This is a genomic window from Bradyrhizobium aeschynomenes, from assembly GCF_013178945.1.
Taxonomy (GTDB): Bacteria; Pseudomonadota; Alphaproteobacteria; order Rhizobiales; family Xanthobacteraceae; genus Bradyrhizobium; species Bradyrhizobium aeschynomenes.
The window spans coordinates 393,841-417,307 of sequence record NZ_JABFDM010000003.1; the positions used below are offsets into that span (position 1 = coordinate 393,841).

The 23,467-nt window shown below is 66.3% G+C and carries 24 protein-coding genes; 15 read left to right on the plus strand and 9 right to left on the minus strand.

Annotated elements, in window-relative coordinates; genetic code table 11:
- Nucleotides 1–924, minus strand: a complete 924-nt coding sequence (locus HL666_RS10820; RefSeq protein ID WP_172112390.1) for a LysR substrate-binding domain-containing protein — start codon at nucleotides 922–924, stop codon at nucleotides 1–3.
- 90 nt (nucleotides 925–1,014) lie between these two features.
- On the opposite strand from HL666_RS10820, the gene HL666_RS10825 reads away from it, so the two are divergent.
- Both HL666_RS10825 and HL666_RS10830 read left to right on the plus strand, forming a co-directional pair.
- On the plus strand, nucleotides 1,015–1,779 hold the full coding sequence (locus HL666_RS10825; protein ID WP_172181345.1) for a sulfite exporter TauE/SafE family protein: 765 nt from the start codon (nucleotides 1,015–1,017) through the stop codon (nucleotides 1,777–1,779).
- A gap of 63 nt (nucleotides 1,780–1,842) precedes the next feature.
- On the plus strand, nucleotides 1,843–2,538 hold the full coding sequence (locus HL666_RS10830) for a glutathione S-transferase family protein (protein WP_172181347.1): 696 nt from the start codon (nucleotides 1,843–1,845) through the stop codon (nucleotides 2,536–2,538).
- Here HL666_RS10830 and HL666_RS10835 read toward each other — a convergent pair.
- Complete coding sequence (locus tag HL666_RS10835) at nucleotides 2,535–3,323, minus strand: crotonase/enoyl-CoA hydratase family protein (RefSeq protein ID WP_172132325.1); 789 nt, start codon at nucleotides 3,321–3,323, stop codon at nucleotides 2,535–2,537. The genes HL666_RS10830 and HL666_RS10835 overlap by 4 nt on opposite strands.
- Nucleotides 3,324–3,423: 100 nt before the next feature.
- Between HL666_RS10835 and HL666_RS10840 the strand changes: the two genes are divergently transcribed.
- A complete protein-coding gene (locus HL666_RS10840; protein WP_172112386.1) occupies nucleotides 3,424–4,044 on the plus strand; it encodes a TetR/AcrR family transcriptional regulator in 621 nt (206 codons plus the stop codon).
- A gap of 16 nt (nucleotides 4,045–4,060) precedes the next feature.
- Here HL666_RS10840 and HL666_RS10845 read toward each other — a convergent pair whose 3' ends face one another.
- Nucleotides 4,061–4,744: an HAD family hydrolase gene (locus tag HL666_RS10845; protein WP_172112385.1), complete on the minus strand. Its 684-nt coding sequence runs from the start codon at nucleotides 4,742–4,744 to the stop codon at nucleotides 4,061–4,063.
- A complete protein-coding gene (locus HL666_RS10850; RefSeq protein WP_172112384.1) occupies nucleotides 4,741–4,962 on the minus strand; it encodes a cysteine-rich CWC family protein in 222 nt (73 codons plus the stop codon). Before HL666_RS10850 ends, HL666_RS10845 begins: the two co-directional genes overlap by 4 nt.
- Before the next feature lie 142 nt (nucleotides 4,963–5,104).
- Here HL666_RS10850 and HL666_RS10855 point away from each other — a divergent pair, with 142 nt between their 5' ends.
- From HL666_RS10855 to HL666_RS10875, 5 genes are all read left to right on the plus strand, one after another.
- Complete coding sequence (locus HL666_RS10855; RefSeq protein WP_172112383.1) at nucleotides 5,105–6,640, plus strand: DUF1800 domain-containing protein; 1,536 nt, start codon at nucleotides 5,105–5,107, stop codon at nucleotides 6,638–6,640.
- Nucleotides 6,637–7,860 carry a DUF1501 domain-containing protein gene (locus HL666_RS10860; RefSeq protein WP_172112382.1) on the plus strand — a complete coding sequence of 408 codons (1,224 nt, stop codon included), beginning with the start codon at nucleotides 6,637–6,639 and terminating at the stop codon, nucleotides 7,858–7,860. The genes HL666_RS10855 and HL666_RS10860 overlap by 4 nt, the downstream gene beginning before the upstream one ends.
- A gap of 130 nt (nucleotides 7,861–7,990) precedes the next feature.
- Nucleotides 7,991–8,311: a heme-degrading protein HmuQ gene (gene hmuQ, locus HL666_RS10865; protein ID WP_009026294.1), complete on the plus strand. Its 321-nt coding sequence runs from the start codon at nucleotides 7,991–7,993 to the stop codon at nucleotides 8,309–8,311.
- Nucleotides 8,312–8,493: 182 nt separating this feature from the next.
- Nucleotides 8,494–8,844: an endonuclease domain-containing protein gene (locus HL666_RS10870; protein ID WP_172181349.1), complete on the plus strand. Its 351-nt coding sequence runs from the start codon at nucleotides 8,494–8,496 to the stop codon at nucleotides 8,842–8,844.
- Nucleotides 8,845–9,110: 266 nt separating this feature from the next.
- Nucleotides 9,111–11,090 (plus strand): AI-2E family transporter, encoded by a 1,980-nt coding sequence (locus HL666_RS10875; RefSeq protein WP_172112380.1) that lies wholly within the window; start codon nucleotides 9,111–9,113, stop codon nucleotides 11,088–11,090.
- Between the two features lie 174 nt (nucleotides 11,091–11,264).
- Here HL666_RS10875 and HL666_RS10880 read toward each other — a convergent pair whose 3' ends face one another.
- The 5 genes from HL666_RS10880 to HL666_RS10900 form a co-directional block, all read right to left on the minus strand.
- Entirely contained in the window at nucleotides 11,265–11,726 is a 462-nt protein-coding gene (locus HL666_RS10880) for a GNAT family N-acetyltransferase (protein WP_172112379.1), read from the minus strand.
- A 60-nt stretch (nucleotides 11,727–11,786) separates the two neighbouring features.
- A complete protein-coding gene (locus HL666_RS10885; RefSeq protein ID WP_172112378.1) occupies nucleotides 11,787–11,981 on the minus strand; it encodes a hypothetical protein in 195 nt (64 codons plus the stop codon).
- Nucleotides 11,982–12,049: 68 nt separating this feature from the next.
- Nucleotides 12,050–12,325, minus strand: a complete 276-nt coding sequence (locus HL666_RS10890) for a hypothetical protein (RefSeq protein WP_246741515.1) — start codon at nucleotides 12,323–12,325, stop codon at nucleotides 12,050–12,052.
- Between the two features lie 171 nt (nucleotides 12,326–12,496).
- Entirely contained in the window at nucleotides 12,497–13,147 is a 651-nt protein-coding gene (locus tag HL666_RS10895; RefSeq protein ID WP_172112377.1) for a glutathione S-transferase family protein, read from the minus strand.
- A gap of 192 nt (nucleotides 13,148–13,339) precedes the next feature.
- The gene (locus HL666_RS10900; RefSeq protein ID WP_172112513.1) at nucleotides 13,340–14,572 is read right to left on the minus strand and encodes a glycosyltransferase family 87 protein; all 1,233 of its coding nucleotides are present in this window, start codon (nucleotides 14,570–14,572) and stop codon (nucleotides 13,340–13,342) included.
- 191 nt (nucleotides 14,573–14,763) lie between these two features.
- Here HL666_RS10900 and HL666_RS10905 point away from each other — a divergent pair, with 191 nt between their 5' ends.
- From HL666_RS10905 to HL666_RS10935, 7 genes are all read left to right on the plus strand, one after another.
- Entirely contained in the window at nucleotides 14,764–15,966 is a 1,203-nt protein-coding gene (locus HL666_RS10905) for a pyridoxal phosphate-dependent aminotransferase (RefSeq protein ID WP_172112376.1), read from the plus strand.
- Between the two features lie 120 nt (nucleotides 15,967–16,086).
- Nucleotides 16,087–16,611: a DUF992 domain-containing protein gene (locus HL666_RS10910; RefSeq protein ID WP_172112375.1), complete on the plus strand. Its 525-nt coding sequence runs from the start codon at nucleotides 16,087–16,089 to the stop codon at nucleotides 16,609–16,611.
- Nucleotides 16,612–16,792: 181 nt separating this feature from the next.
- Nucleotides 16,793–17,263 (plus strand): DUF992 domain-containing protein, encoded by a 471-nt coding sequence (locus tag HL666_RS10915; RefSeq protein ID WP_172132334.1) that lies wholly within the window; start codon nucleotides 16,793–16,795, stop codon nucleotides 17,261–17,263.
- A gap of 177 nt (nucleotides 17,264–17,440) precedes the next feature.
- On the plus strand, nucleotides 17,441–19,489 hold the full coding sequence (locus HL666_RS10920) for an elongation factor G (protein ID WP_172181351.1): 2,049 nt from the start codon (nucleotides 17,441–17,443) through the stop codon (nucleotides 19,487–19,489).
- Between the two features lie 307 nt (nucleotides 19,490–19,796).
- Entirely contained in the window at nucleotides 19,797–20,822 is a 1,026-nt protein-coding gene (locus HL666_RS10925; protein ID WP_172112372.1) for a histidine kinase dimerization/phosphoacceptor domain -containing protein, read from the plus strand.
- 451 nt (nucleotides 20,823–21,273) lie between these two features.
- A complete protein-coding gene (locus HL666_RS10930) occupies nucleotides 21,274–21,576 on the plus strand; it encodes a helix-turn-helix domain-containing protein (protein ID WP_172112371.1) in 303 nt (100 codons plus the stop codon).
- Between the two features lie 93 nt (nucleotides 21,577–21,669).
- Nucleotides 21,670–23,433, plus strand: a complete 1,764-nt coding sequence (locus HL666_RS10935) for a SulP family inorganic anion transporter (RefSeq protein ID WP_172132336.1) — start codon at nucleotides 21,670–21,672, stop codon at nucleotides 23,431–23,433.
- Nucleotides 23,434–23,467 lie beyond the last annotated feature (34 nt).

Genomic DNA, 23,467 nt, shown 5'->3' on the forward strand with positions numbered 1-23,467 from the left:
TCACACCGCAGTGTCTTTTTTGACAGTATCCTTCCGCTGAGCGTTCCGTGTGGCGGATTGCGCGGCCGCGCGCATGATCCAGCGCCGAAACGCTGAGAAATCGCGCTGTCCGGCCTGGAAGCTGCGATAGACCAGATACCAGCGCTCGCCTTTTGGGACGGTCAGCGCGAACGGTGCAACCAGGCGTCCAGCGGCGAGATCGTCATCGATGTAGGGGCGGATGCCCATGGCGACGCCGAGGCCGTCGATCGCGGCCTGCAGCGCATGGCCGTAGTACTGGAACTCGGTGCCGCGTGCGGTCACGCGGGTGACGCCGGCGGCCTTCAGCCACAGCGACCAGTCCTCCGCCGCGTGCGACACCCGCAGCAGGCTCGGGCCCTTGAGATCGGCCGGCCGCTTCAGCGTCGCCGCAAGCCGCGGCGTGCACACCGGCACGAGATCGGCGGCGAACAGCGGCTCGGCGACGAGGCCGGGCCAGGCGCCGTCGCCGAGCCTGATGCCGCAGCTCCAATCGTCGCCGAACGGCACCGCCGCGCCGCCGGTGGTGATGCGCACCTCGATGTCCGGCTCCTCGGTGCTGAAATCCGCCAGCCGCGGAATCAGCCATTTCATCGCGAAGGTCGGGCCGACGCCGAGCGTCAGCACACGCATCGACGACGGCGCCATGATCTGCGCGGTCAGGCTCGACAGCGCATCGAAGATTGGGGTCAGCCCGCTCTGGTAGGCGCGGCCGGTGGCGGTCAGCGCCAGGCGGTTGGCCTTGCGCTCGAACAGCACGACGCCGAGCCGCTGCTCGAGCAAATTGACCATGCGGCTGATCGCGGCCGCGGAGACGTTGAGCTCGCTGCCGGCCGCGGCGAAGCTGCCGGTGCGCGCCGCCGCCTCGAATGCCTTGATGCCGTTCAGGAACAGAAGCCGCCGCATGCCGCCCTCAGGAAAACTGATGCAGGGCAAGATAACTCGGTTTGTGCCGCCGCCGCCAGTGCGACACTGTGCGTGCAGAGGAGATCAGCCATGACGCCCGTCCTGATTGCAGCGCTCGGATTGCTGATGGTCGCGACGGCGTTCCTGTCGGGGCTGTTCGGCATGGCGGGCGGGCTGGTCCTGATCGGCGTGCTCCTGGCCATCATGCCGCTGCCGGCGGCGATGGTGCTGCATGCGATCACGCAGATGGCCTCCAACGGCTGGCGCGCGGTGCTGTGGCGGCGGCACATCCGCTGGCGGCCTGTCGCGGTGTATCTGATAGGCTGCGCGCTGGCGCTCGGGCTGTGGTCGCTGATCCGCTATGTGCCGGACAAGCCGGTGGCGCTGCTGCTGCTCGGCGTCACCCCGTTCCTGGCGCGGCTGATGCCTTCGGGCCTCAAGCCCGACCCTGAAAGCGTGTGGCAGGGCGCGGTCTACGGCATGATCTGCATGGGGCTGATGCTGATGACCGGCGTGTCCGGCCCGCTGCTCGACACCTTCTTCCTCGGCGCGCGCTTCGATCGCCGATCGATCGTTGCCACCAAGGCAACCTGCCAGGTGGCGAGCCATCTCACCAAGCTGATCTATTTCGGCGGCATCATCGATCAGGCCGCTGAGCTCGATCCGGTGCTCGCGCTCGTTGCCATCGCGGCGTCGATGCTCGGCACCACCCTGGCGCGGCGGCTGCTGGAGGCGATGAGCGAGCAGCAGTTCAGGACCTGGGCCAACCGCATCGTCACGGCGGTGGCGAGCTACTACGTCCTCTACGGTGGCTGGCTGCTGCTGCTCGCGCAGCGCTCGGTCGCGGCGGAGTGAATCGCGAGGCGACAACAGCAGCGCGGTGGGCTAGAACGGCCCGTCACAGGAGGATGGACCGGCATGCCACTGAAGCTCTTCGAACTCGTTGGCCGCGATGCTGCGCGCCCGTTCAGCCCGTATTGCTGGCGCACGCGGATGGCGCTGGCGCACAAGGGCCTCAGCGCGGATACGATCCCGTGGCGCTTTACTGAAAAGAGCGTGCTCGTGCCATACGGCTCGGAGCGCGTGCCGGTGATGCTGGACGGCGATCGCGCCGTGGTCGATTCCTGGGCGATCGCCAACCATCTCGAGGACGCCTATCCGGATCGCCAGTCGCTGTTCGGCGGCGCAGGGGGACGCGCGATGGCGCGCTTCATCAACAGCTGGGGCGATATCGCCATACTCGGCGGCATCTCCCCGCTGGTGCTCGCCGACATCCCGAAGCTGCTCGACCAGGTCGATGCCGACTACTTCCGCACCTCGCGCGAGGCGCGGTTCGGCAAGCCTCTCGAGGAGGTCATGGCCACGCGCGACCAGGCCGTCATCGGCTTTCGCCGATCGCTGGAGCCGCTGCGCCAGACCTTGAAGGCCCAACCCTTCATCGGCGGCGATGCGCCCGACTATGCCGATTACATCGTGTTCGGCGGCTTCCAATGGGCGCGCGTGGTCAGCCCGTTCAGGCTGCTGGAGGAGACCGACAGCATCTACGCCTGGCGCGAGCGGCTGCTCGATGCGTTCGACGGGCTGGCGCGCAAGTCGCCGGGATTTCCGGTCTAGCGAGACAGCCGCGGCGGCCGGCGTTCGCACCACGCCGCCAGGCCTTCCGTCAGGTCGCCGCCGCCGACCAGGCTCGCGAACTGCTCGCTCTCGACCTGCAGCCCTTCGCCGATCGCCATGTTGAGCCCTCGCGTCGTCGCCGTGATCACACCGGCGACGGCACCCTCGCCATGGCGGATGATGCGCTGGGCGAGCGCGCGGGCGGCCGGCAGCAGCTCGTCATGCGGCACCACCGCGTTGACGAGGCCGATGTCGAGTGCGCGCCGCGCCGGAAAGGGATCGCCGGTCAGCAGCAGCTCGAGCCCGCGCTTGCGTCCGACCAGCCGCGGCAGCCGCTGCGTGCCGCCGAAGGTCGGCGGCATGCCGAGCCGGATCTCCGGCTTGGCGAAGCTGGCGCGCGCGCTGGCCACGGCCAGATGCACCGCCTCGGTGATCTCGCAGCCGCCGCCGAACGCAAGCCCGTTCACCGCGGCGATGATCGGCTTCCTGAACGCCTCCAGCCGCGCGGTCATCGCCTGGCCGCGCCGCACGAAGTCGCGCAGCGCGGTGGCGCGCCCCTGGCGGACGCTCTCGGAGAATTCGTCGATGTCGGCGCCTGCGGAGAAGGCGCGGTCGCCGGCGCCGGTCAGGATCACGGCCCTGATGCCGGTATCCGTCTCGATGCGGTCGAGCGCGGCCATCAGCGCATCGATCAGGGCGTAGTTGAGCGCATTCAGCCGCTCCGGCCGGTTGAGCGTGAGCAGGGCGATGCGGTCGGAGATGTCGAGCAGGATGGGATCGGCCATGAGGGCGCCTCTTTAGGCTGGCAGGTGATGCCGCAAAGACTAGGCGGGCCGGCGCGCAAGGTATATTCACTGGTCAGTATACATTGGCATGAGCGCAGTCATGGCCCGTTCGTCCGATCCGACCCGCACGCGCATCCTCGCCGCGGCGAGCCGGCTGTTCTATGCCGAGGGCATCCGCACGGTCAGCGTCGATGCGGTGGCCGAGAAGGCCGGCATCACCAAGAAGACGCTGTACTATCATTTCCGCAGCAAGGACGATCTCGTCGCGGCCTATCTCGCCGCGCGCGACCAGCCGAACCTCGAACTGTTCAAGCGCTGGTTCGATGACAGCGAGGGCGCGTTGCCGGACAAGATCGCCGCGATCTTCCGTCAGCTTGCTCGGGCCGCTCGGCATCCGAAATGGCGCGGCTGCGGCTTCCTGCGCACGACGGCCGAGCTCGCCAATCTGCCCGGCCATCCCGCGATCAGGATCGGCGCCGCGCACAAGAAGAAGTTCGAGGCCTGGCTGCAGACGACGTTCGAAGCCGCCGGCATCGCGGCGTCAGGCGAGCTGGCGCGGCAGATGCTGCTGCTGCTCGACGGCGCATTCGCGGTCGTGCTGCTGCATCGTGATGCCAGCTACATGGAGACCGCGGGTGAGGCCGCGCGGGCGCTGACGACCGCGGCGCTGGCGCGGCGCGCGAAATCCGCGGCCCCGCGCCGGCCGCCTGCCGCGCGGTGAACCGGCCAGACGCGAGCTATGTCGGCGGCACGAACTGCAGGCGCAATCCCAGCATCTCGCGGACCGCATCAAGATCCGGCAACACGGCTTCGCATTTCGCACGTGTCTCGTCGGTCGGCGGCACGATGTCCGGCACCATCAGCGTGATCGCGCCGGCGGCGTGGGCCGCGGCGACGCCGGGGTTGGAATCCTCGATCGCCACGCAGGCCGGCGCACGCGTCCGCAACCGCTCGGCGGCGAGCAGATAGAGGTCGGGATGCGGCTTGGCGCGACTGACGTCGTCGCGGGTCAGCACCGCATCGAAGCGGTGGTCGATGCGCGCGAGCCGCAGGTGCTCGGACGCGGTGCGGCGCGAGGATGAGGTGACGACGGCTTTGGGCAGGCCGGCTGCCTCGATCGCATCGAGCAGCGTCAGCACGCCCGGCTTCAGCGGCATGCCGGCATCCAGGATCTCGATGGTCTTGGCCGCGAACAGGCGATTGACTTCAACGAGCGGAAAGTTGTCGCCGAAATGGTCGCGCAGCGTCCGCTCGTTGTCGGGGCCGGGAATGCCGATCATGGCGTGGCAGAGCTCGGTCACGCCTTCGCTGTAGCCGAGGGCGTTGAACGCGGCGATCGATGCTTCGAGATAGACCTTCTCGGTGTCGAGCAGCGTGCCGTCCATGTCGAGCAGGACGGCGTCGACCTGCCACCGTGTCATGAGCTCCGCTCCGCCTCGCCGGCCAGCCGCTTCAGGCAATGGACGCACAGGCAGTCCTTGAACGGGCTCTGTCCGGCCTTCGGCAAGGGCAGGCGGATGGACTCGTCGAAGCACCAGCAGGCGCCCTCGGGATCGCACGTGAATTCCGTCCCGCACGACTCACATGCGAGTTTTCGCGCGGTAACGTTTGCTAAACGATTTGTCACCTTCGGAACCACGTCCGATCGGTCCTTTTCATGCCCGGTTCATCCGCCGCCGCAAGTATAGTGCCGGGCTGCACAGGGCGCCAGCGCGCCGGCGTCGAACCCAGTCATGACGTCGGCGTACTCATTCTGGCGCAGGATTTGATGAGGACGAGGCATGGCCCGTGATCCCCAGGCGGCCCTCGTGGCGTTGAACCGCTTCGGCTTCGGCGCGCGTGGCGGCGCCTCGGGCGATTTCGTCAACGCGGCGTCGGATCCGCGCGGCTTCGTCAAGGCCGAGCTTCTCCGGCCGAATGGCGCGCTGCTGGAGGTGCCGGGCCTGCTGGCCACGCCCGCGCTCGCGGACGCCGTCTTTGCCTATCAGGACGAGGTGAAACGAACCCGCGAGGCGGCGGCGAAGTCGGAGGTGGCCTCGGAGCAGCCGGGCCAGACGCGCGGCCTGTCGATGGACGCGGCCGGCATGCCGGTGACCGTGCCGCCAGCGGCAGCGTCGCCGAGTGCCGGCACGGCGGCAGCCGGCGAACCTGCGCCGGCGATGCTGGCTGCTCCTGCGAAGCCGGCACCGCCGCAGCAGCCGCCCAACGTCGTCCAGAAGACCTTTCGCGCCGAAGCGCTCGCGCGACTCCAACGCGCCGTGCTCGCCGATTGCGGCATCACCGAGCGCCTGGTGGCGTTCTGGTCGAATCATTTCTGCATCTCCGCCGCCAAGGGCGAACTGGCGCGGATGTGGGCGGGCGCGTTCGAGCGCGAAGCCATCAGGCCGCACGTGCTCGGGCGCTTCGCCGACATGCTGAAGGCGGTCGAGCAGCATCCGGCGATGTTGTTCTTTCTCGACAACCAGGACTCGCTCGGGCCGGACTCGCGGGCCGGCCAGAACCGCAAGCGCGGACTCAACGAGAATCTCGCGCGCGAGATCATGGAGCTGCATACGCTCGGCGTTGGTGGCGGCTATACCCAGGAGGACGTGACGTCGCTGGCGCGCATCATCACGGGCTGGAGCTTTGCCGGCCGCAACGGTCGCAACGCCGCGCCCGGCAGCTTCGTGTTCAACGTCAATGCGCATCAGCCGGGGCCGCAGACCCTGCTCGGCAAGATCTATCAGGATAACGGCCTTGCGCAGGGCGAGGCTGCCCTCGCCGACCTCGCGCGCCACGCGTCCACGGCGAAGTTCATTGCCACCAAGCTCGCCCGTCATTTCGTCGCCGATGATCCGCCGCCCGCGCTCGTCACCCGGCTCGAGGCCGCGTTCAGAACGACCGACGGGGATCTCAAGGCCGTGACGTTGGCCTTGCTCGATTCCGATGAGGCCTGGTCGGCGCCGCTGACCAAGATCCGCTCGCCCTACGAGTTTCTCGTCGCCGGCGGCCGGCTGCTGGCGCGCGTGCCCGAGGATCCCGGCTTCTATCTCAACTCGCTGAACACGCTCGGCCAGCCGCTATGGGCGCCGGCCGGTCCGAATGGATTCGCCGATAGCAACGCGATGTGGGCCGCGCCGGAAGGCATGAAGCTGAGGCTCGATATTTCGGCACAGCTTGCGTCACGTCTCGGCAACAATCTCGATCCGCGTGACCTGCTCGATCTCGTGGCGGGCGGTGCGACCTCGGCCGAGACGCGGCGCACGATCGAGCGGGCGGAGTCGCGCCAGCAGGCGCTGGCGCTGCTCCTGATGTCGCCGGAATTCCAGAGGAGATGACGATGGAGCGGATCACGACCTCGCTGCTGCCCTCGCGCCGGCAATGGATGCTGGCGGGCGCCTCCTTCGCCGCCTGGGCCTACTTGCCGAAATTCGCCCGCGCTGCCGGTTATCGCGATCCACGGCTGATCGTCGTGATCCTGCGCGGTGCGCTCGACGGGCTCGCGACCGTTGCGCCGATCGGCGACCCCGACTACGCGGGGCTGCATGGCGCGATCGCACTAACGGTCGATGGGCCGCACCCTGCGCTGCCGCTGGATTCGTTCTTTGCGCTGCATCCGTCGATGCCGGAATTCGCGCGCATGTACCGTGAACAGAAGGCCGCCGTGATCCATGCGGTCGCCACGCCGTATCGCGAGCGCTCGCATTTCGATGGTCAGGACGTGCTCGAAAGCGGCTTTGCCGGACCGGGCCGGGTGCAGTCCGGCTGGCTCAATCGCGCCATTGAAGCGCTGCCGCGCGGGCCGCGCGTCTCTGGCGGGCTCGCGGTTGGACCGACGGCGCCGCTGGTGCTGCGCGGTACAGCTCCCATTGTCGGCTGGGCCCCGGTGACCTTGCCGCAGGCCGACGACGACACCGCGATGCGCCTGGTCGACCTCTACACGCATCGTGATCCCGCGCTGGCGTCTGCTCTGTCGCAGGGGCTGAAGCTGGAGAAGGTGGCGTTCGGCGACGACATGAAGCCCAGGCCGGGCGGCAACCAGATCGCGGCGATGCGCCAGGTCGCGCGTGGTGCTGCGAAACTGATTGCCGCCGATGACGGACCGCGGATCGCGGCGCTGGCGTTCGATGGCTGGGACACGCATGCCAATGAAGGCGGCGCGGTCGGCCGGCTGGCACAGCTGCTATCGGGACTCGATGGCGCGCTCGCGGAATTCGAAGCCGGCCTCGGGCCGCGCTGGCGCGACACGGTGGTCGTCGTCGCGACCGAGTTCGGTCGTACGGCGCGGATCAACGGCACGCAGGGGACCGACCATGGCACCGGCACCATCGCATTGCTCGCCGGTGGCGCGGTGAAGGGGGGACGCGTCATCGCCGACTGGCCGACGCTGAAGCTGGCGAGTCTCTATCAGGGCCGCGACCTCGCGCCGACCACCGATCTGCGCGCCGTGTTCAAGGGCGTGCTCACCGATCATCTCGGATTGAACGAGAATGTCCTCGGCGGCGTGGTGTTTCCGGAGAGCGCGGCGGTGAAGCCGATCAAGGGGCTCATCGCCTGAGGCTGTGTCGGTCGGCGCTGCCGCCGGATGTTCAAGACATCGCCGCATCAGCGACGATTGCCGCAGGCGCATCGCCGCGTGAAGTCTGCTATCCCTGGGCGCTGCGGCACAACATCCAGGAGATATATCCATGTTCATCGCCATGAATCGTTTTCGCGTCGCCAAGGGCTCGGAAGCCGCCTTCGAGCAGGTCTGGCTGTCGCGCGACAGCCATCTCGACAAGGTGCCCGGCTTCGTCGAGTTTCATCTGCTGAAGGGCCCCGAGGCCGAGGACCACACGCTCTACGCCTCGCACACGATCTGGGCCTCGAAGACCGCCTTCGAGGACTGGACCAAATCCGAAGCCTTCCGCATGGCCCACAAGGGCGCCGGCGACAACAAGCCGCTCTATCTCGGCCCGCCGCAGTTCGAGGGCTTTGAGGTCAGGCAGACGGTGGGCGGGAAGAAATAGCTCTCGTCAATTCTCGCTGCCACCGCGACGGCGGTGCGCTCCCTCTCCCCGTCCTTCGCGGGGAGAGGGTTGGGGTGAGGGGCAGCGGCGCGGGTGGTGATCGTTTTGACCGCCAGCGCTCATATCTTGCCGAATTGCAGGATTAGTAGTTTCATTACTGCCGGTTTTTGAGAGCAGGCCACATGAGAGGCCGAGATCTGAAATCCGTTGGACTCGCACGGCGACTTCGTACCGGCCAGACGAAAGCGGAGTCGGTTCTTTGGGGAAGGATCCGCAACCGCCAGATCGATGGTTACAAGTTCGTTCGGCTACTTCCCATCGCTGATTATATCTGCGACTTTGTCTGTCGTGAAAGATGTCTGATTATCGAAGTCGATGGTGGTCAACACAGCGAATCCACGCGAGATGCTGTTCGTGACCGTCGGTTGGCGGACGTAGGCTATCTGGTTCTTCGCATCTGGAACAATGATGCTATCGGAAACATCGAAGGGGTGCTTGCTGTCATTCAGCAGGAGCTCACGACGAAGGATTAGCCAGCTGGAGCTGATAATTCCCGTGCCGCTGCCCCTCACCCCAACCCTCTCCCCGTAAGAACGGGGAGAGGGAGCTCACCGCGCCCGTGGCTGCCCTCCTCGGTACGAAGTGGCGGCCTTCTCAGCACGAGGAACCCCTAGGCGCAGACGGCGTCTGATGCGTGTCGTCGAGTGCTTGTCGACTTTCTCTCACTGCGGCCGATCCGGCCCACATGCGACGAAAGGTCCGCCTGGGAACTGGAGCCTCACTCGTCTGTTATCGGGGGATGATCAGCCGACAGCCCCTCAAGGTTCGTACTACCGAGGAAGTTCTCGGCCTGATCAGCGCTTTGGCCGTCGCCATTTTTGCGGTCATCATCATCGCACTGCTGTATTTCGGTCGTGACATCTTCGTTCCCGTGGCGCTGGCCATTCTTCTCAGCTTCGTGCTGGCGCCGCTGGTCGCACAACTGCAGCGGCTTCGTGCTCCGCGGGGGCTGGCCGTTGTCAGCGTGGTCGTTCTCGCCTTCGTGGTGATCTTTGCGCTGGGCAGCATGCTCGCCACGCAACTCGCCCAGCTCGCCAGCGAGTTGCCGAACTATCAGTCAACGATGAGCAACAAGATCCAGTCCTTCCGCGACACAAAGGCCGGGCGAGGGACACTCGAGCGGGCATCGGACATGCTCAAGGATCTCGGCAAGGAGCTCGACAAGCCGAAGGAGCCGGAGGCCCGCACGGCGGGTGGACTGCGCACGACGACGTCAGCTCCCGTGGCCCCGATTCCGGTCGAGGTGCGCCAACCTGATCCGGGCGCGCTGGACAGTCTTCGCACGCTGATTTCGCCGCTCATTCATCCGCTGGCGACCACCGGCATCATCATCATCTTCGTCATCTTCATCCTGCTCCAGCGCGAAGATCTGCGGAATCGGCTCATTCGCCTTGCGGGCTCATCGGACCTGCAGCGCACCACCGCGGCGCTCGACGACGCCGCCTTCCGGCTCAGCCGGCTGTTTCTCACGCAACTCGCCCTGAACGGCGGATTCGGCGTCGTCATCGGCGTCGGCTTGTGGCTCATCGGCATTCCCAGCGCCATTCTTTGGGGGATTCTCGCCGCAGCGCTTCGATTCGTGCCCTATATCGGCGCGGTCATCGCCGCGGCGTTTCCGCTCGCGCTGGCGGCAGCGGTCGACCCCGGCTGGACGATGCTGATCTGGACGCTGGCGCTGTTTGTGGTCGTCGAGCCGCTGCTCGGCCACGTCATCGAACCGATGGTTTACGGGCGCAGCACGGGTCTGTCCCCCGTGGCCGTGGTGGTCTCCGCCGCGTTCTGGACCGCTCTGTGGGGCCCCATCGGGTTGGTGCTGGCGACCCCGCTGACGGTCTGTCTCGTCGTCATCGGACGGCATGTGGAGCGCCTGGAGTTCCTCGACGTCATGTTCGGCGATCGTCCGGCGTTGTCCCCTCCCGAGATATTCTACCAGCGCATGCTCGCAAACGATCCGACGGAAGCGGCCGAGAAGGCCGAGGAGTATCTCAAGGAGCGCTCGTTGATTGCCTATTGCGACGAGGTTGCGGTGAAGGGGCTGCAGTTGGCCCAGGCGGACGCCGAACGAGGCGCGCTCGCCTACGACCGCCTTGCGACCATCCGCGACGCGGTGACCGAGTTGACCGTCGATCTCTCCGACCAGAATGACGCGCCGGCGGCGGCAGGCGAGAGGACCACCGATCCCGAGGCGGCGTCAGCCATCGACGATTCGGCGAGCAACGGGGCCGTCGACACGTTGCCGGTGCTCAGCAAGGAGAGTCTCGCAGATGGGTGGCGAAGCGAACAGCCGCTGCTGTGCGTGGCTGGTCGAACCCCGATCGATGAAGCCGCTGCGGTGCTTCTCGCCCAACTGCTGTCGGCGCACGGATTGGGGACGAAGGTTTCGGGAGCGGAGGCGCTTTCGACGGCGAATGTCATCAAGCTCGAGCCGGCAGGAATTGCGATTGCTTGCCTGGTCTACCTCGGCCATTCCGGCGTTGCGCATATGCGCTACAGCGTCCGTCGTTTGAAGCGACGGCTCCCCAGAGCCAGGGTGATGTTGGTCTGCTGCGCAGCGGATCTCGATGAGCAGGCCGTGAAGGCGCTGCAAGAGGCAACCAAGGCCGAACTGGTCGCGGCCAGCATGGGCGAGGCCGTCAAGCTGTGCATCGACGCCGCGCAGGCCAGAACGTCTCCGCCGTTGCCGTCGGTCAAGCTGGATCCGACGACGAATGTTGCATGAGACTCGGTCGCGGCCGCTGCTCCACCGCCACTTGCAACTCTAAAAAACGCGGCCCCGGTCAGAGACGGCGTCTGACGGGGACCGCTGACGCGCGTGATCCGTGACGGGGGGGCCGATCAAGCGCTCGGCCTGAGCGTAGGCGCGGGGCATGACGGCGGCATGACAGCCGCTGGCCTACACCGCCTTGCGGTAGACGATGAAGCCCGAACGTTCGGCGATCTTGTCGTAGAGCGCCTGTGCCGTGATGTTGGTCTCATGCGTCTGCCAGTAGACGCGGGGCGCGCCGGCCTGCCGGGCTGCGTGGTAGACGGCTTCGATCAGCGCGCGTCCGACGCCCTTGCCGCGGGCGGCTTCGCTCGTGAACAGGTCGTTGAGGTAGCAGAGCGGCCCGATCGACGTGGTGGCGCGGTGAAACAGATAATGCGTCAGCCCGATCAGCTCGCCGCCGCTCTCGGCGACCAGGGCGTGCACCGGTTCAGCGGCATCGAAGAAGCGAGCCCAGGTCGTGGCGGTGATCTCGGCCGCCAGCGCGGTCGGTCCGGAGCGGCCGTAGAAGGCGTTGTAACCGTCCCACAACGGCAGCCAGCGATGATAGTCGTCGCGCGCGATTGCGCGAATGGTCGGGGCGTCGATCATCAGGGCCTCACCGTCGGTTGGAGTCGGACGGGACCTCGATACGTGCCACTCGATCCGAGATCAACCGGCGACCGACTGCACCGGGACGGCGGTGGGCGGCCCGATCAGCTGGACATGCATCGTCCTAGCTTCTTCGGTGAGCGGCGACAGCGACAGCTCGCCGCGGCGCTCGATGATGATGAGCAGTGAAGCCGCCAGCAGGATCGCGAGTGCCAGGGTCACGGCAACAATTACGACCGTTGATTTCATCGCCATTTGCAGCGCGAGACAATCATCGCCTGTTGTCGCGAAAACCGCGAAGGGTTGTCAAAATGGCTTCCTGGCTAAGCGGGCATCGAGATGACGGCCTTGATCGACAGCACGACGATGCTGACGCTCACACCCAATGAGAGGGTGCTGGCTGCTGCAATCGTGGCCGCGACCACAGTGGTCAGGTCGGCAGAAAGGGTGAGCGTGACGTGGTCGTGAAAGCCGTTGGCGGTCGCGGTGAGCGGCCCTTCACTGTGTTCGGATGTCCCGGACCCAGGGCCACGGACCCAACTGAACTTCGGAACGGACGCGCGACGCCACCGGGACATGAAGTCGAATCCCTTACCCATACATCCGCGAGCGAATCACTCGCAGAGGTAAATTCTAAGGTAACGCTGGGCAGGATTGGGGCGGCAACTGGCCAAAAGCGGCAAAAAGATGGCGCTGCCGGTATCTGTTCCCGCCTGCGCGTGTATTTTTCCCGCGGTTCTACGGGCGGTCGGTAGTCTTACGGTGCACCGTCAATCGTAGTCGGCGGCAATGCCCGCTGAATCGATCATGGCCGGCTGCCAGTCCATCGCCACGAAGCCGGGCGCATGCTCGACCCGGCGCAGCCAGTTGCGGATCTTCGGGAAGGTCGAGAGATCGAAGTCGCAACGGTCGGCGACATGGGTGTAGCCGTAGAGCGCGATGTCGGCGACGGTCAGCTGCTTCGCTGCGAAGTAGTCGTTGCTCTTGAGATGATTCTCCATCACCTGCAGCGCCGCGTAGCCGCGCTCCATCCAGTCCTCCAGCGCGTGGGTCTGCAGGTCACGCCCGCCCTTGACGAGCAGCAGCCAGAAATAGGCGGCGCCGATGTTCGGCTCCAGCGCGTGCTGCTCGAAGAACATCCATTGCAGCGCCTCGGCGCGCTCGATGCGTGATTCCGGCACCAGCGGCGTGCCACCCGCGACATACCACAGGATCGCATTGGACTCGGCGATGTAGCGATCCTCGCCAACCTCGAGCAGCGGCACCTGGCCGCTCGGGTTCTTGGCGAGAAAGTCCGGCGTGCGGCTCTCGCCGCGGAGAATGTCGATCTCGATCGCCTGATAGGGCGCGTTCAGGAGCGCCAGCGCAAGGCGGACCTTGTAGCTGTTGCCCGATCGCTGCATCGAATAGAGCTTGTACATCCGGCCGTATCGAGTTCGAGGAATCGTCGCGTTGGAGAATCACGCATCCGGACGCCAGATCGTCCCGCAATGCGGCCAGACAATGATGCCGATGGGCGCGGGCTGCAAGAGCCGAGGGATGGAAAAAGTCGAAAACAGCTACTGCACCGCACTCGCGAACAACAACTTTCCAACAGTTTCAAACAATCGAGATCACGCTTGTGCGACGCGCGCGTGTCCGTCGATCTCGGAGGCGCGATCGGCCAGCGCGCGGCGCAGAGTCAGCGTGAACAGGCCCATCAGCACGATCAGACCGAGCGGTATCGTCGTCAGCCCGGCGACGCTGCGCGACAGCAGCGGCACGATCCACGCAGCCGCGAGCACGCTGAGCTCATAGTCGCGAAAGCCGTCGGCCAAGCCATGGCGAACGAAGAAGATGATCGCGACGGCCAGCACGACGAGGTCATAGTCGAGAACGTAAGGCGTTGCCAGCAGGCTCGCGCTGGCGAGCGCCGAGGCCTTCAGATCGAACGCCGCCTCGCTCTGCCACAGCCATGCAAGGCCGCCCGCGAGCGACAATGCGAGCAAGGTCTGCAGCGCATAGGCGGTGCGGACATCGGCTCCCCAGTGACGTGCCGCCGAGAACACGGACTGGATTTTCTCCCAGCCGGTGCCGCCTTGCTCGAGCACCACGGTCTGGGTGAAGGTCATCGACTGGAAGAAGGCATGCCAGACGTCGGTGCCCAGCACGGCGAAGCTGATCGCGATGAGCGCGGCCACGGTGAGGCCTGCTGCCGCGATCGTCGGCCAGCGCCCGCTTGCGAGCAGGGCGATCGGGATGAGCACGCCGAACTGCGGCTTGTAGGCCAGAAGCCCGATCAGCACGCCCGCGATCCACGGCTTGCCGCGCTCCATCATCAGCAACGCCCCGCCGAGCAGGGCCGCAGTGAAGAACGCGTTCTGGCCATGACCGATGTTGACGAACACTGCGGGGAAGGCGGCGGCGACCAGCAACGTCTCCGATCGCGGCAGGATCGCGCGCATGACGGCGAGGTAGGCGAGCAGGCTCGACACCACCCACAGCGCCAGCCCCCCGGCATAGGGCAGCAAAGCCGTGACGGCGGCGATCGCGAAGAAGAATGGGGGATAGTGCCAGCCGAAGAACGGCACGTCGCGGCCGTCGAACACGGCCTTTTCCATCGCATGCTGCAACGGTGGGTCGTAGGCGTCGCCGGCCTTGCCGTGAAGGGTCAATACCCCTGCCGCATAGACGTTGGAGAAATCGGTGCCGATTGGCTTGCCGTTGCGATCGATCAGGCGGTCGGAGAGCGCGATCCAGCCCGCGACCGCAGCCGCCGTGAACGCCAGCAGAAGCCAGCTGTAGGATCTGATCCGCGCGGCCGTCAGCCAGTTGCCGGATCGCAGGGCGCTCCCGATAGTGGTCATTTCGGCCTGAAAATTGGGACAATCGTTGGTCCACGCTAGCCTGGCCGCTTTAACGTTCCCTAAACTCTTGGGAGCCATGTGCCCAAGCTTCTTGCGATGCGGCGCTGCGGGCCGTAAAAGCAGGCGTTTCCCTGACATGACTGGTCGTGGCCCCGAGGGGGTGATCCACGACGCCTGCATAGGAGCTGATGATGTCCTTTCTCGCCGCTGCGCTCGACCGTGTGAAGCCGTCCGCGACCATCGCGGTCACGGATAAAGCGCGCGTCCTCAAAGCGGCGGGCCGCAACGTCATCGGGCTGGGCGCCGGCGAGCCGGATTTCGACACGCCTGACAACATCAAGCAGGCCGCGATCAAGGCGATCCAGGACGGCAAGACCAAGTATACCGCGGTCGATGGCATCCCCGAGCTGAAGGAAGCCATCATCGGCAAGTTCCAGCGCGAGAACGGCCTTGCCTACAAGCCGAACCAGGTGATCGTCGGCGTCGGCGGCAAGCAGGTGCTGTACAATGCGCTGATGGCGACCATCAATCCGGGCGACCAGGTGATCATCCCGGCGCCGTATTGGGTCAGCTATCCGGAGATGGTAGCGCTCGCCGGCGGCGAGCCGGTGCCGGTGGTCTGCACCGCCGCTCACGGCTTCAAGCTGCAGCCGGAGGCGCTGGAGAAGGCGATCACGCCGAAGACCAAATGGCTGATCCTGTGCTCGCCGTCGAACCCGACCGGCGCGGCCTACACCAAGGCCGAGCTGAAGGCGCTCACCGAGGTGCTGGTCAAGCATCCGCATGTCTGGATCATGACCGACGACATGTATGAGCACCTGGTCTATGACGACTTCGTGTTCACCACGCCGGCCCAGGTCGAGCCGTCGCTGTACGACCGCACGCTGACGGTGAACGGCGTCTCCAAGGCCTATTGCATGACCGGCTGGCGGATCGGCTATGCCGGCGGTCCGGCGCAACTGATCAAGGCGATGGCGACGATCCAGTCGCAGTCGACCTCGAACCCGTGCTCGATCGCGCAATGGGCGGCGGTGGAAGCTCTCAACGGTCCGCAGAGCTTCATTCCGGCGAACAACAAGGTGTTCAAGGAGCGCCGCGACCTCGTGGTCTCGATGCTGAACCAGGCGAATGGCATCGAGTGCCCGCGCCCCGAGGGCGCGTTCTACGTCTATCCGTCCTGCGCCGGCACGATCGGCAAGACCGCGCCGTCCGGCAAGGTGATCGACAATGACGAGGCCTTTGTCACCGAGCTGCTGGAGACCGAGGGCGTTGCCGTCGTGCAGGGGTCGGCGTTCGGCCTCGGCCCGGCATTCCGCATCTCCTACGCCACCAAGACGTCCGATCTCGAAGACGCCTGCAAGCGTATCCAGCGCTTCTGCGGCAATCTGAGGTAATCGGGCAACAGCGACCTTCGAATCTCCAAAGGTCAAGTTCCGCACAGAAAGGCGCCATGTTTTGAACATGGCGCCTTTCTTTTGTCCGGGCTCGAGTCCGGTGGCGTAGGGTTGAGTTTGATGCGGCTGCTTGTGCTGTCGATCGTGGCGATGGTGATGATGGTGCCGCTCGCGCAGGCCCATCAGGGCCGGCCGATGCGTGCGGGGGTTCTGGAGTGCGAGGGCCGACGGACGACCGGCAAGCTGGTGATGTCGCAGGCCCGTCTGCGCTGCGTGTTTCGCAGCCAGGGCCGCCAGCCGGAGCGCTATGTCGCCAAGGTCCGCCGCTACGGTCTCGATCTCGGACTGACGGACCAGACCCGGATGGCGTGGGCAGTCTACGCTCCCGTCAATGATTTCGGCCGCAGCGAGCTGCGCGGGCGCTATGGCGGGTTGTCGGCCAACGCCGCCGCGCTGGTGGGCTTCGGCGGCAGCTTCCTGGTCCGCGACACCGATCGCGCCACCCAGCTGCAGCCGATCAGCCTGCAGGGGCAGACCGGCATGAACCTCGCGGCGGGAATCACCGAGGTCGAGCTGGTGCCGCTGCTGCCGGTGCATCCAAGCCCGAGCCGATCGTCGTCCTACTTCTCACGCTATTATCGCTGAGCCCGGTGACAATGCCTTGCAGCAGCGCGGCGTCGGGCGAGAGCTGACGTTGTTCAGCCAGATGAACGGCGCGCCGCTTCTGGCACGGCTGTAAGCCTTGTGGCATAGATGTGATGGCTCGTGATCATCGGTTCGATCACCGAGCGCCGCATCACATGTTCATTTCAGCCGGAGTTTATTCATGCGCTCGACCATCCTCGCCGGGCTTACTGCTGCAGGCCTCTGCATCGCCGGCGCTGCCCAGGCGCAAGATCGCGTGCGGATCGGCGTCCTCGAATGCCGCGGCGGCGCCAGCGTCGGCTTCATCGTCGGCTCGGTGACCCATCTCGGCTGCGTGCTGCGCGCCGACGGCCTCCCGGAGGACCGCTATGTCGCGACCATCCGCAAGGTCGGCCTCGACCTCGGCATCACCCAGGAATCGCTGCTGGCCTGGGTGGTCTATGCGCCGGTCGCGCGGCTCGGGCCGGGCGATCTTTCCGGCGACTATGCCGGTGCGCAGGGCTCGGCCGCGGTCGGTGTCGGCCTTGGCGGCAACGTGCTGGTCGGCGGCTCCGCCAACTCGATCGCGTTGCAGCCGCTCAGCGTGCAGGGTCAGGTCGGTCTGTCCGTCTCGGCCGGGCTGCAAAGCCTCGAATTGCGCCCGGGCCGGTGATCTTCCCTTTGCCGTGAACAGCCGCTCTTCCCGCAATCATGCGGAAGGGCGGCGTACCTGCCGCACTGCAGCGACGTTTTTCGCGAGCGTCCTGCTTGCCAAAGCGGCAGACGAGGCAGAGCATTCGGCTTTGCCGACCCAATCAAGGGCCGAGCTCCACAATGAGGAGGCGGCGAAATGGGACACGACCTGAGAAGTCCCCGAGGTCCACGGTGCATCGCGCTGGTGGGCCCTTTCCAAAGCGGTAAAACCACTCTGTTGGAGGCGATCCTGGCGCGAACGGGCGCGATCCCGCGCACCGGCAGCGTCGACGTCGGCACCTCCGTCGGCGATGCCAGCCCGGAGGCGCGTCATCACAAGATGAGCGTCGCGATGACGGCGGCGACGACGACCTTCATGGGCGACAGCTACACCTTCCTCGATTGTCCCGGCTCGATCGAGTTCATCCACGACATGCGCGCCGCGCTGCCAGCGGTCGACGCTGCGATCGTGGTCTGCGAGGCGGATGAGAAGAAGCTGCCGCAGCTGCAGCTCATCCTGCGCGAGCTCGAAGAGCTGCGCATTCCGCGCTTCCTGTTTCTCAACAAGATCGATCGCGCCAACGCGCGCATCCGCGAGACGCTGGCGACCTTGCAGCCGGCCTCGCGCGTGCCGCTGGTGCTCCGCCAGATCCCGATCTGGAAAGGCGAGCTCATTGAGGGCTTCGTCGATCTCGCTTTGGAGCGCGCCTTCATTTATCGCGAGCACAAGGCCTCCGAGGTCGTCGCGCTCGAAGGCGGCGATCTCGACCGAGAGAAGGAGGCGCGCTTCTCGATGCTGGAGAAGCTCGCAGATCACGACGATTCGCTGATGGAGCAGTTGCTCGAGGACATCCCGCCGCCGCGCGATGCCGTGTTCGACGATCTCGCGCGCGAATTGCGCGAGGGCCTGATCTGCCCGGTGCTGCTCGGCTCGGCGCTGCGCGAGAACGGCGTGCTCCGGCTGATGAAGGCGCTGCGCCACGAGGCGCCCGGCGTCGCCGACACGGCGAAGCGGCTCGGGGTCAAGGAGACCAAGGAGGCGCTCGGTTATGTCTTCAAGACGCTGCATCTGCAGCACGGCGGCAAGCTGTCGCTGACGCGCCTGCTGTCAGGACATCTCGACGATGGTGCGACCTTGCATGCCGCCTCGGGCGAGGCGGCGCGCGTCTCCGGCATTCTCGCGGCGACCGGTGCGTACGACAGCAAGCGCGCGGGCGCGGAGGCCGGCGACACGATCGCGCTCGGCAAGCTCGAGACCGTCAAGACCGGCGAGACGATTGCGACCGGCAAGACGGCACCAAAGGCGCTCGCGAAGGTCGATCCGTGCCCGCCCGTCTTGGCGCTCTCGATCGCCGCGGTCGACCGCAAGGACGACGTCAAGCTCGGCCAGGCCCTGCAACGGCTGCACGAGGAGGACCCGTCGCTGACCATGGTGCAGAACCCGCGCACCCACGACACGGTGCTGTGGGGGCAGGGCGAGATGCATTTGCGCGTCGCGCTCGAGCGGCTGCGGGACCGCTTCGGCGTCAACGTCAAATCGCATGCGCCCGCGATCGGCTATCAGGAGACCATCCGCAAGCCGATCACCCAGCGCGGCCGGCACAAGAAGCAGTCCGGCGGCCACGGCCAGTTCGGCGACGTCGTGCTCGACATCAAGCCGCTGCCGCGCGGCGAGGGTTTTCAGTTCACCGAGAAGGTGGTCGGCGGCGCGGTGCCGCGCAACTACATCCCGGCGGTGGAGGAGGGCGTCGTCGATGCGCTGGTGCGCGGCCCGCTCGGCTTCCCGGTGATCGATGTCGCGGTGACGCTCACCGACGGCTCCTATCACAGCGTCGATTCGTCCGATCTCGCATTCCGGACGGCGGCGCGGGCCGGCGTCAGCGAGGCGCTGCCGCAATGCCAGCCGGTGCTGCTGGAGCCGATCCACACGGTCGAGATCGTATGCCCGACCGAGGCGACCGCGAAGATCAACGCCATCCTGTCGGCGCGGCGCGGCCAGATTCTGTCGTTTGATACCCGCGACGGCTGGCCCGGTTGGGACTGCGTCCGCGCCATGATGCCGGAGGCAGAGATCGGCGAACTGATCGTCGAGCTGCGCTCGGCCACCGCCGGTGCCGGCAGCTTTACCCGCCAGTTCGACCACATGGCCGAGGTGACGGGCCGCGCCGCCGACCACATCATCGCCTCGCATCGCGACGCGGCGTAGTCACGTCCAAGCTCTCCAGCGTGGCCGGGCGTTCGTAGGCCCGGCCACGGCTTCAGCGAACCCGCCGATATGGTCCGGCCAGGTCCCGGCGGCCCGCGTCGCCTTTCGTTGCGACGCAATGTGCACTTGTGCACCAACCGAGTTCCCAGCATGGTGTTATGATAACGCCATCCGATCCCCGGACCTGATATGCCGTCATTGGCCGAACAATCGTGATTGGCCGCCGCCCACGCCCCCTCGGTGATGTCGAGCCGGACGGGACGACGGCGCGGGCCCGAGAGTTCATCAGTTCCCAGCTCAGCCTCACGTGATTCAGAAGCTCTCGTCCGCTCCGTTCTATCTGCGCGCCGCCCAGGCGACGGAAAGATTCCGCCGCCATGCCCTGCTGGGCTATGCCATCGCCGTCGGCGCCGCGATCGCGGCCTTCGCGCTGCGCCTTGCCCTGGTCGATACGCTGCCGGACGGCTTTCCTTATCTGACGTTCTTCCCGGCCGTCATCCTCACGACCTTCTTCTGCGGTGTCGGGCCCGGTACCGTGTGTGCCGGGTTGTGCGGCGCGCTGGCGTGGTACTTCTTCATGCCCGCGTCGGGCTATCAGAACGCGTTCGCGATCGGCTTCTACGCGATCATCGTCGCGGTCGACATCACGCTGATCCATTTGATGCATGAGGCCGCGCGGCATCTGCGCCAGGAGCGCGCCGTCTCCGAGCGGCTCTACGAAAATCAGCGTGTACTGTTCCAGGAGCTGCAGCACCGCGTCGCCAACAACATCCAGTTCATCGCCGGATTGCTGATGATGCAGAAGCGGCAGGCGCTAGCTGATCCCTCGCGCGCCACTGCGATTCTCAGCGAGGCGCAGACGCGGCTCGAGACGATCTCGCGCGTTCACCGCATGCTGCATGATCCCGGCCGGATGGATCTCGACATTGGTCCCTATCTGCAGACCATTTGCAACGACGTGCTGGAGTCGAGTGGCGCGCGTCAGGTCGCCTGCGTGGTGGATTTCGCACCGGCGCAGCTCGATTTGACCCGTCTGACTGCTTTGTCGCTGCTGGTCGTCGAACTCGTCACCAATGCGCTCAAGCATGCCTTCGGGCCGGACGAGGCCGGCACCATCACGGTCAGCCTGAGGCCGCTCGACGAGGCGCGCTATGCGCTGACGATCGCGGATGACGGCAAGGGCCTCGCCCCGGGCGCCGACCCCAGCAAGGGTGACAGCTTGGGCTTGCGGATCTGCGAGGGCCTTGCCGCACAGCTGCACGGCAAGCTCACCACCAGCAGCGGCCGTGGCACGACGGTTCGGCTCGATTTTCCCAAACAGGTTCCAGCCTGACGCCTAGAGCACGATGCGACTAGGTGGAAACGCATCATGCTCTCATCGCCAAGGTGCTGACAAGGACGACGGAAGGCACCGCGAATTCAGTCTCACCCTCCCCTGGAGGGGGATGGTCGATCGCACGCGAAGCGGGCGAGCGGGGTGGGGTGATCTCTCCGCCAAACCGGCGCAAGAGGAGAGATCACCCCACCCCGGCTCACATTACGCTGTGCTCCATGTGAGCCGACCCTCCCCCTCCAGGGGAGGGTGAGAGCGGGGCCGACCTCGAAGCTGCGCGCTGCGCGATCGGAAAGGTGCGTCATGCGGCCTTGATGCTCCAACTCAATCCGCGCCGCAGGCAGCCCTGGCGGCCGCCCCCGTAGCCCTTGCCATTGGCCTCATATGATGTATTTTACATCATTGTCTTTGTCTCAGACATCACTTATGGTGTTTGCTACGTGAGGCCATCGTGATCACGTCGTTCCAGATGCGAGCCGCGCGTGCGCTGCTCGGGATAGATCAGAAAACCTTGGCCGAGCTGGCCGGCGTGTCGCTGCCGACGATCCAGCGGATGGAAGCCTCCACCGGCAACGTCCGCGGCGTCGTCGATTCGCTGACCAAGGTCGTCGATGCGCTCAATCGTGCGGGCGTGGATCTGATCGGTGAGCATGCCCGCAGCGAGGATGGCGGGCGCGGTGTTCGCCTGAAGGACCCGGGGCCGCCCAACCGCGTGGGCCGTCAAACTGACATTGCGCGCGATGGCGCGAGTTAGCTTCATCGCGCGGCACGGAGGCCGTTGAGCGCTCCGTGTGAGACGCATCGTCGGTGCATGGCGCTCGGACGATGCGACGGGAGCGTGATGGGCATGAGCATCGCAAACGAGCACGGCGCGCAGCGGCGGGTCGGACATCATGAGCCGACCTTCGCCGAATTGTATTCCCCAAAACTTCTCACAGTGCTGCGTGAGGGCTATGGCCTCACCGATTTCCGCGCCGATGCGCTCGCGGGCCTGACGGTCGCCATCGTCGCGCTGCCGCTGTCGATGGCGATCGCGATCGCCTCCGGCGTCTCGCCCGGCCGCGGCCTCTACACCGCCGTGATCGGCGGCTTCCTGATCTCGCTGCTCGGCGGCAGCCGCTTCCAGATCGGCGGCCCGGCCGGCGCCTTCATCGTGCTGGTCGCCGCGACCGTCGACCGCCAAGGCCTCGACGGGCTTTTGCTGGCGACCATGATGTCCGGCGTGATTCTGGTGATCGCCGGCTATCTGCGGCTCGGCACCTACATCAAGTTCATTCCCTATCCGGTCACGGTCGGCTTCACCGCCGGCATCGCCGTGATCATCTTTGCCAGCCAGCTGAAGGACCTGTTCGGCATTACGCTCTCCGGCAAGGAGCCCGGTGAACTGATCCCCAAGCTCACGGCGCTCGCGCATGGCGCGCCGACGGCAAACCTGTCAGCGGTTGCGCTGGCCGCGCTGTCGATCGCGATCATCGTCGGGTTGAAGCGTCTGCGGCCGACATGGCCCGGAATTCTCATCGCGGTCGTGGTCGCGGCGGTCTTCACCTATGCGCTGCAGCTGCCGGTCGAAACCATCGGCACCAAATTCGGCGGCATTCCGCGCGAGCTGCCCGCGCCGGCGCTGCCGGCGATGTCGCTCGCCAAGATCCAGGCGGTGTTTCCCGATGCGATCGCCTTCGCCCTGCTCGGCGCGATCGAATCGCTGCTCTCGGCCGTCGTCGCCGACGGCATGACCGGCCGCCGCCATCGCTCGAACTGCGAGCTGGTCGCGCAGGGCTTCGCCAATGTCGGCTCGGCGCTGTTCGGCGGCATCTGCGTCACCGGCACCATCGCGCGCACCGCCACCAACGTCCGCGCCGGCGCACGCGGTCCGGTGTCGGGCATGCTGCATTCGCTGTTCCTGCTGGTGTTCATGCTGATCGCGGCCCCACTGGCGAGCTATATCCCGCTGTCGGCGCTGGCCGCGGTGCTCGTGGTCGTCGCCTGGAACATGGCCGAAAAGCACGAGTTCGCGACCCTGGTCCGTTCGTCCTGGGGCGATGCCACGGTGCTGCTAGCGACCTTCGGGCTCACGATCTTCCGCGATCTCACCGAGGGCATCCTGGTCGGCTTCGCGCTCGGCGCGGTGCTCTTCATCAACCGGATGGCACAGATGACCGGCGTCGAGGATGGCTCGCCGTTGGTCGCCGAGGATCGGGCGGACTTCGAGGATGGCGCGCGCGTGCCGTACAATCCCAAGCTCAGCGCCGACAAGGACGTGCTGGTCTATCGCATCACCGGTGCGTTCTTCTTCGGCGCCGCCTCCACGGTCGGGACCGTGCTCGACTCCATCGCCGACCGCCGCAAGGCCTTCGTGGTGGATTTCGCAGCCGTGCCGTTCCTGGATTCGACCGCCGCCAACGCGATGAGCCGCGTCGCCGCCAAGGCCAAGCGCCAGGGCATCCGGCTGTTCATCACCGGCGCCTCGCCGACGGTGCGCCGAGCGCTGCTGACCCACGGCGTGCGACCGCCGCTGGTACGCTATCGCGAGACCATCGAGCGCGCCGTGGCCGATATCAAGGGCAAGGAAGCGCCGCGGGAGGAGATCGCCGACGGGCTAGCGGCGAGCTGAGGCTTGACCCGAGCCGCTACGGGAGGCTGCGCGT

Excerpts from the sequence above, each read along its gene's own strand:
- HL666_RS10910 (WP_172112375.1), top strand. The coding sequence starts at position 16,087 with ATGCGGCTGCTTGTGCTGTCGATCGTGGCGATGGTGATGATGGTGCCG.
- HL666_RS10845 (WP_172112385.1), bottom strand. The coding sequence starts at position 4,744 with ATGACACGGTGGCAGGTCGACGCCGTCCTGCTCGACATGGACGGCACG.
- HL666_RS10895 (WP_172112377.1), bottom strand. The coding sequence starts at position 13,147 with ATGTACAAGCTCTATTCGATGCAGCGATCGGGCAACAGCTACAAGGTC.
- HL666_RS10860 (WP_172112382.1), top strand. The coding sequence starts at position 6,637 with ATGACGATGGAGCGGATCACGACCTCGCTGCTGCCCTCGCGCCGGCAA.
- HL666_RS10855 (WP_172112383.1), top strand. The coding sequence starts at position 5,105 with ATGGCCCGTGATCCCCAGGCGGCCCTCGTGGCGTTGAACCGCTTCGGC.
- HL666_RS10915 (WP_172132334.1), top strand. The coding sequence starts at position 16,793 with ATGCGCTCGACCATCCTCGCCGGGCTTACTGCTGCAGGCCTCTGCATC.
- HL666_RS10880 (WP_172112379.1), bottom strand. The coding sequence starts at position 11,726 with ATGATCGACGCCCCGACCATTCGCGCAATCGCGCGCGACGACTATCAT.
- HL666_RS10920 (WP_172181351.1), top strand. The coding sequence starts at position 17,441 with ATGGGACACGACCTGAGAAGTCCCCGAGGTCCACGGTGCATCGCGCTG.
- HL666_RS10885 (WP_172112378.1), bottom strand. The coding sequence starts at position 11,981 with ATGGCGATGAAATCAACGGTCGTAATTGTTGCCGTGACCCTGGCACTC.
- HL666_RS10840 (WP_172112386.1), top strand. The coding sequence starts at position 3,424 with ATGGCCCGTTCGTCCGATCCGACCCGCACGCGCATCCTCGCCGCGGCG.
- hmuQ (WP_009026294.1), top strand. The coding sequence starts at position 7,991 with ATGTTCATCGCCATGAATCGTTTTCGCGTCGCCAAGGGCTCGGAAGCC.
- HL666_RS10830 (WP_172181347.1), top strand. The coding sequence starts at position 1,843 with ATGCCACTGAAGCTCTTCGAACTCGTTGGCCGCGATGCTGCGCGCCCG.
- HL666_RS10820 (WP_172112390.1), bottom strand. The coding sequence starts at position 924 with ATGCGGCGGCTTCTGTTCCTGAACGGCATCAAGGCATTCGAGGCGGCG.
- HL666_RS10905 (WP_172112376.1), top strand. The coding sequence starts at position 14,764 with ATGTCCTTTCTCGCCGCTGCGCTCGACCGTGTGAAGCCGTCCGCGACC.
- HL666_RS10935 (WP_172132336.1), top strand. The coding sequence starts at position 21,670 with ATGAGCATCGCAAACGAGCACGGCGCGCAGCGGCGGGTCGGACATCAT.
- HL666_RS10900 (WP_172112513.1), bottom strand. The coding sequence starts at position 14,572 with ATGACCACTATCGGGAGCGCCCTGCGATCCGGCAACTGGCTGACGGCC.
- HL666_RS10825 (WP_172181345.1), top strand. The coding sequence starts at position 1,015 with ATGACGCCCGTCCTGATTGCAGCGCTCGGATTGCTGATGGTCGCGACG.
- HL666_RS10890 (WP_246741515.1), bottom strand. The coding sequence starts at position 12,325 with ATGGGTAAGGGATTCGACTTCATGTCCCGGTGGCGTCGCGCGTCCGTT.
- HL666_RS10835 (WP_172132325.1), bottom strand. The coding sequence starts at position 3,323 with ATGGCCGATCCCATCCTGCTCGACATCTCCGACCGCATCGCCCTGCTC.
- HL666_RS10870 (WP_172181349.1), top strand. The coding sequence starts at position 8,494 with ATGAGAGGCCGAGATCTGAAATCCGTTGGACTCGCACGGCGACTTCGT.
- HL666_RS10875 (WP_172112380.1), top strand. The coding sequence starts at position 9,111 with ATGATCAGCCGACAGCCCCTCAAGGTTCGTACTACCGAGGAAGTTCTC.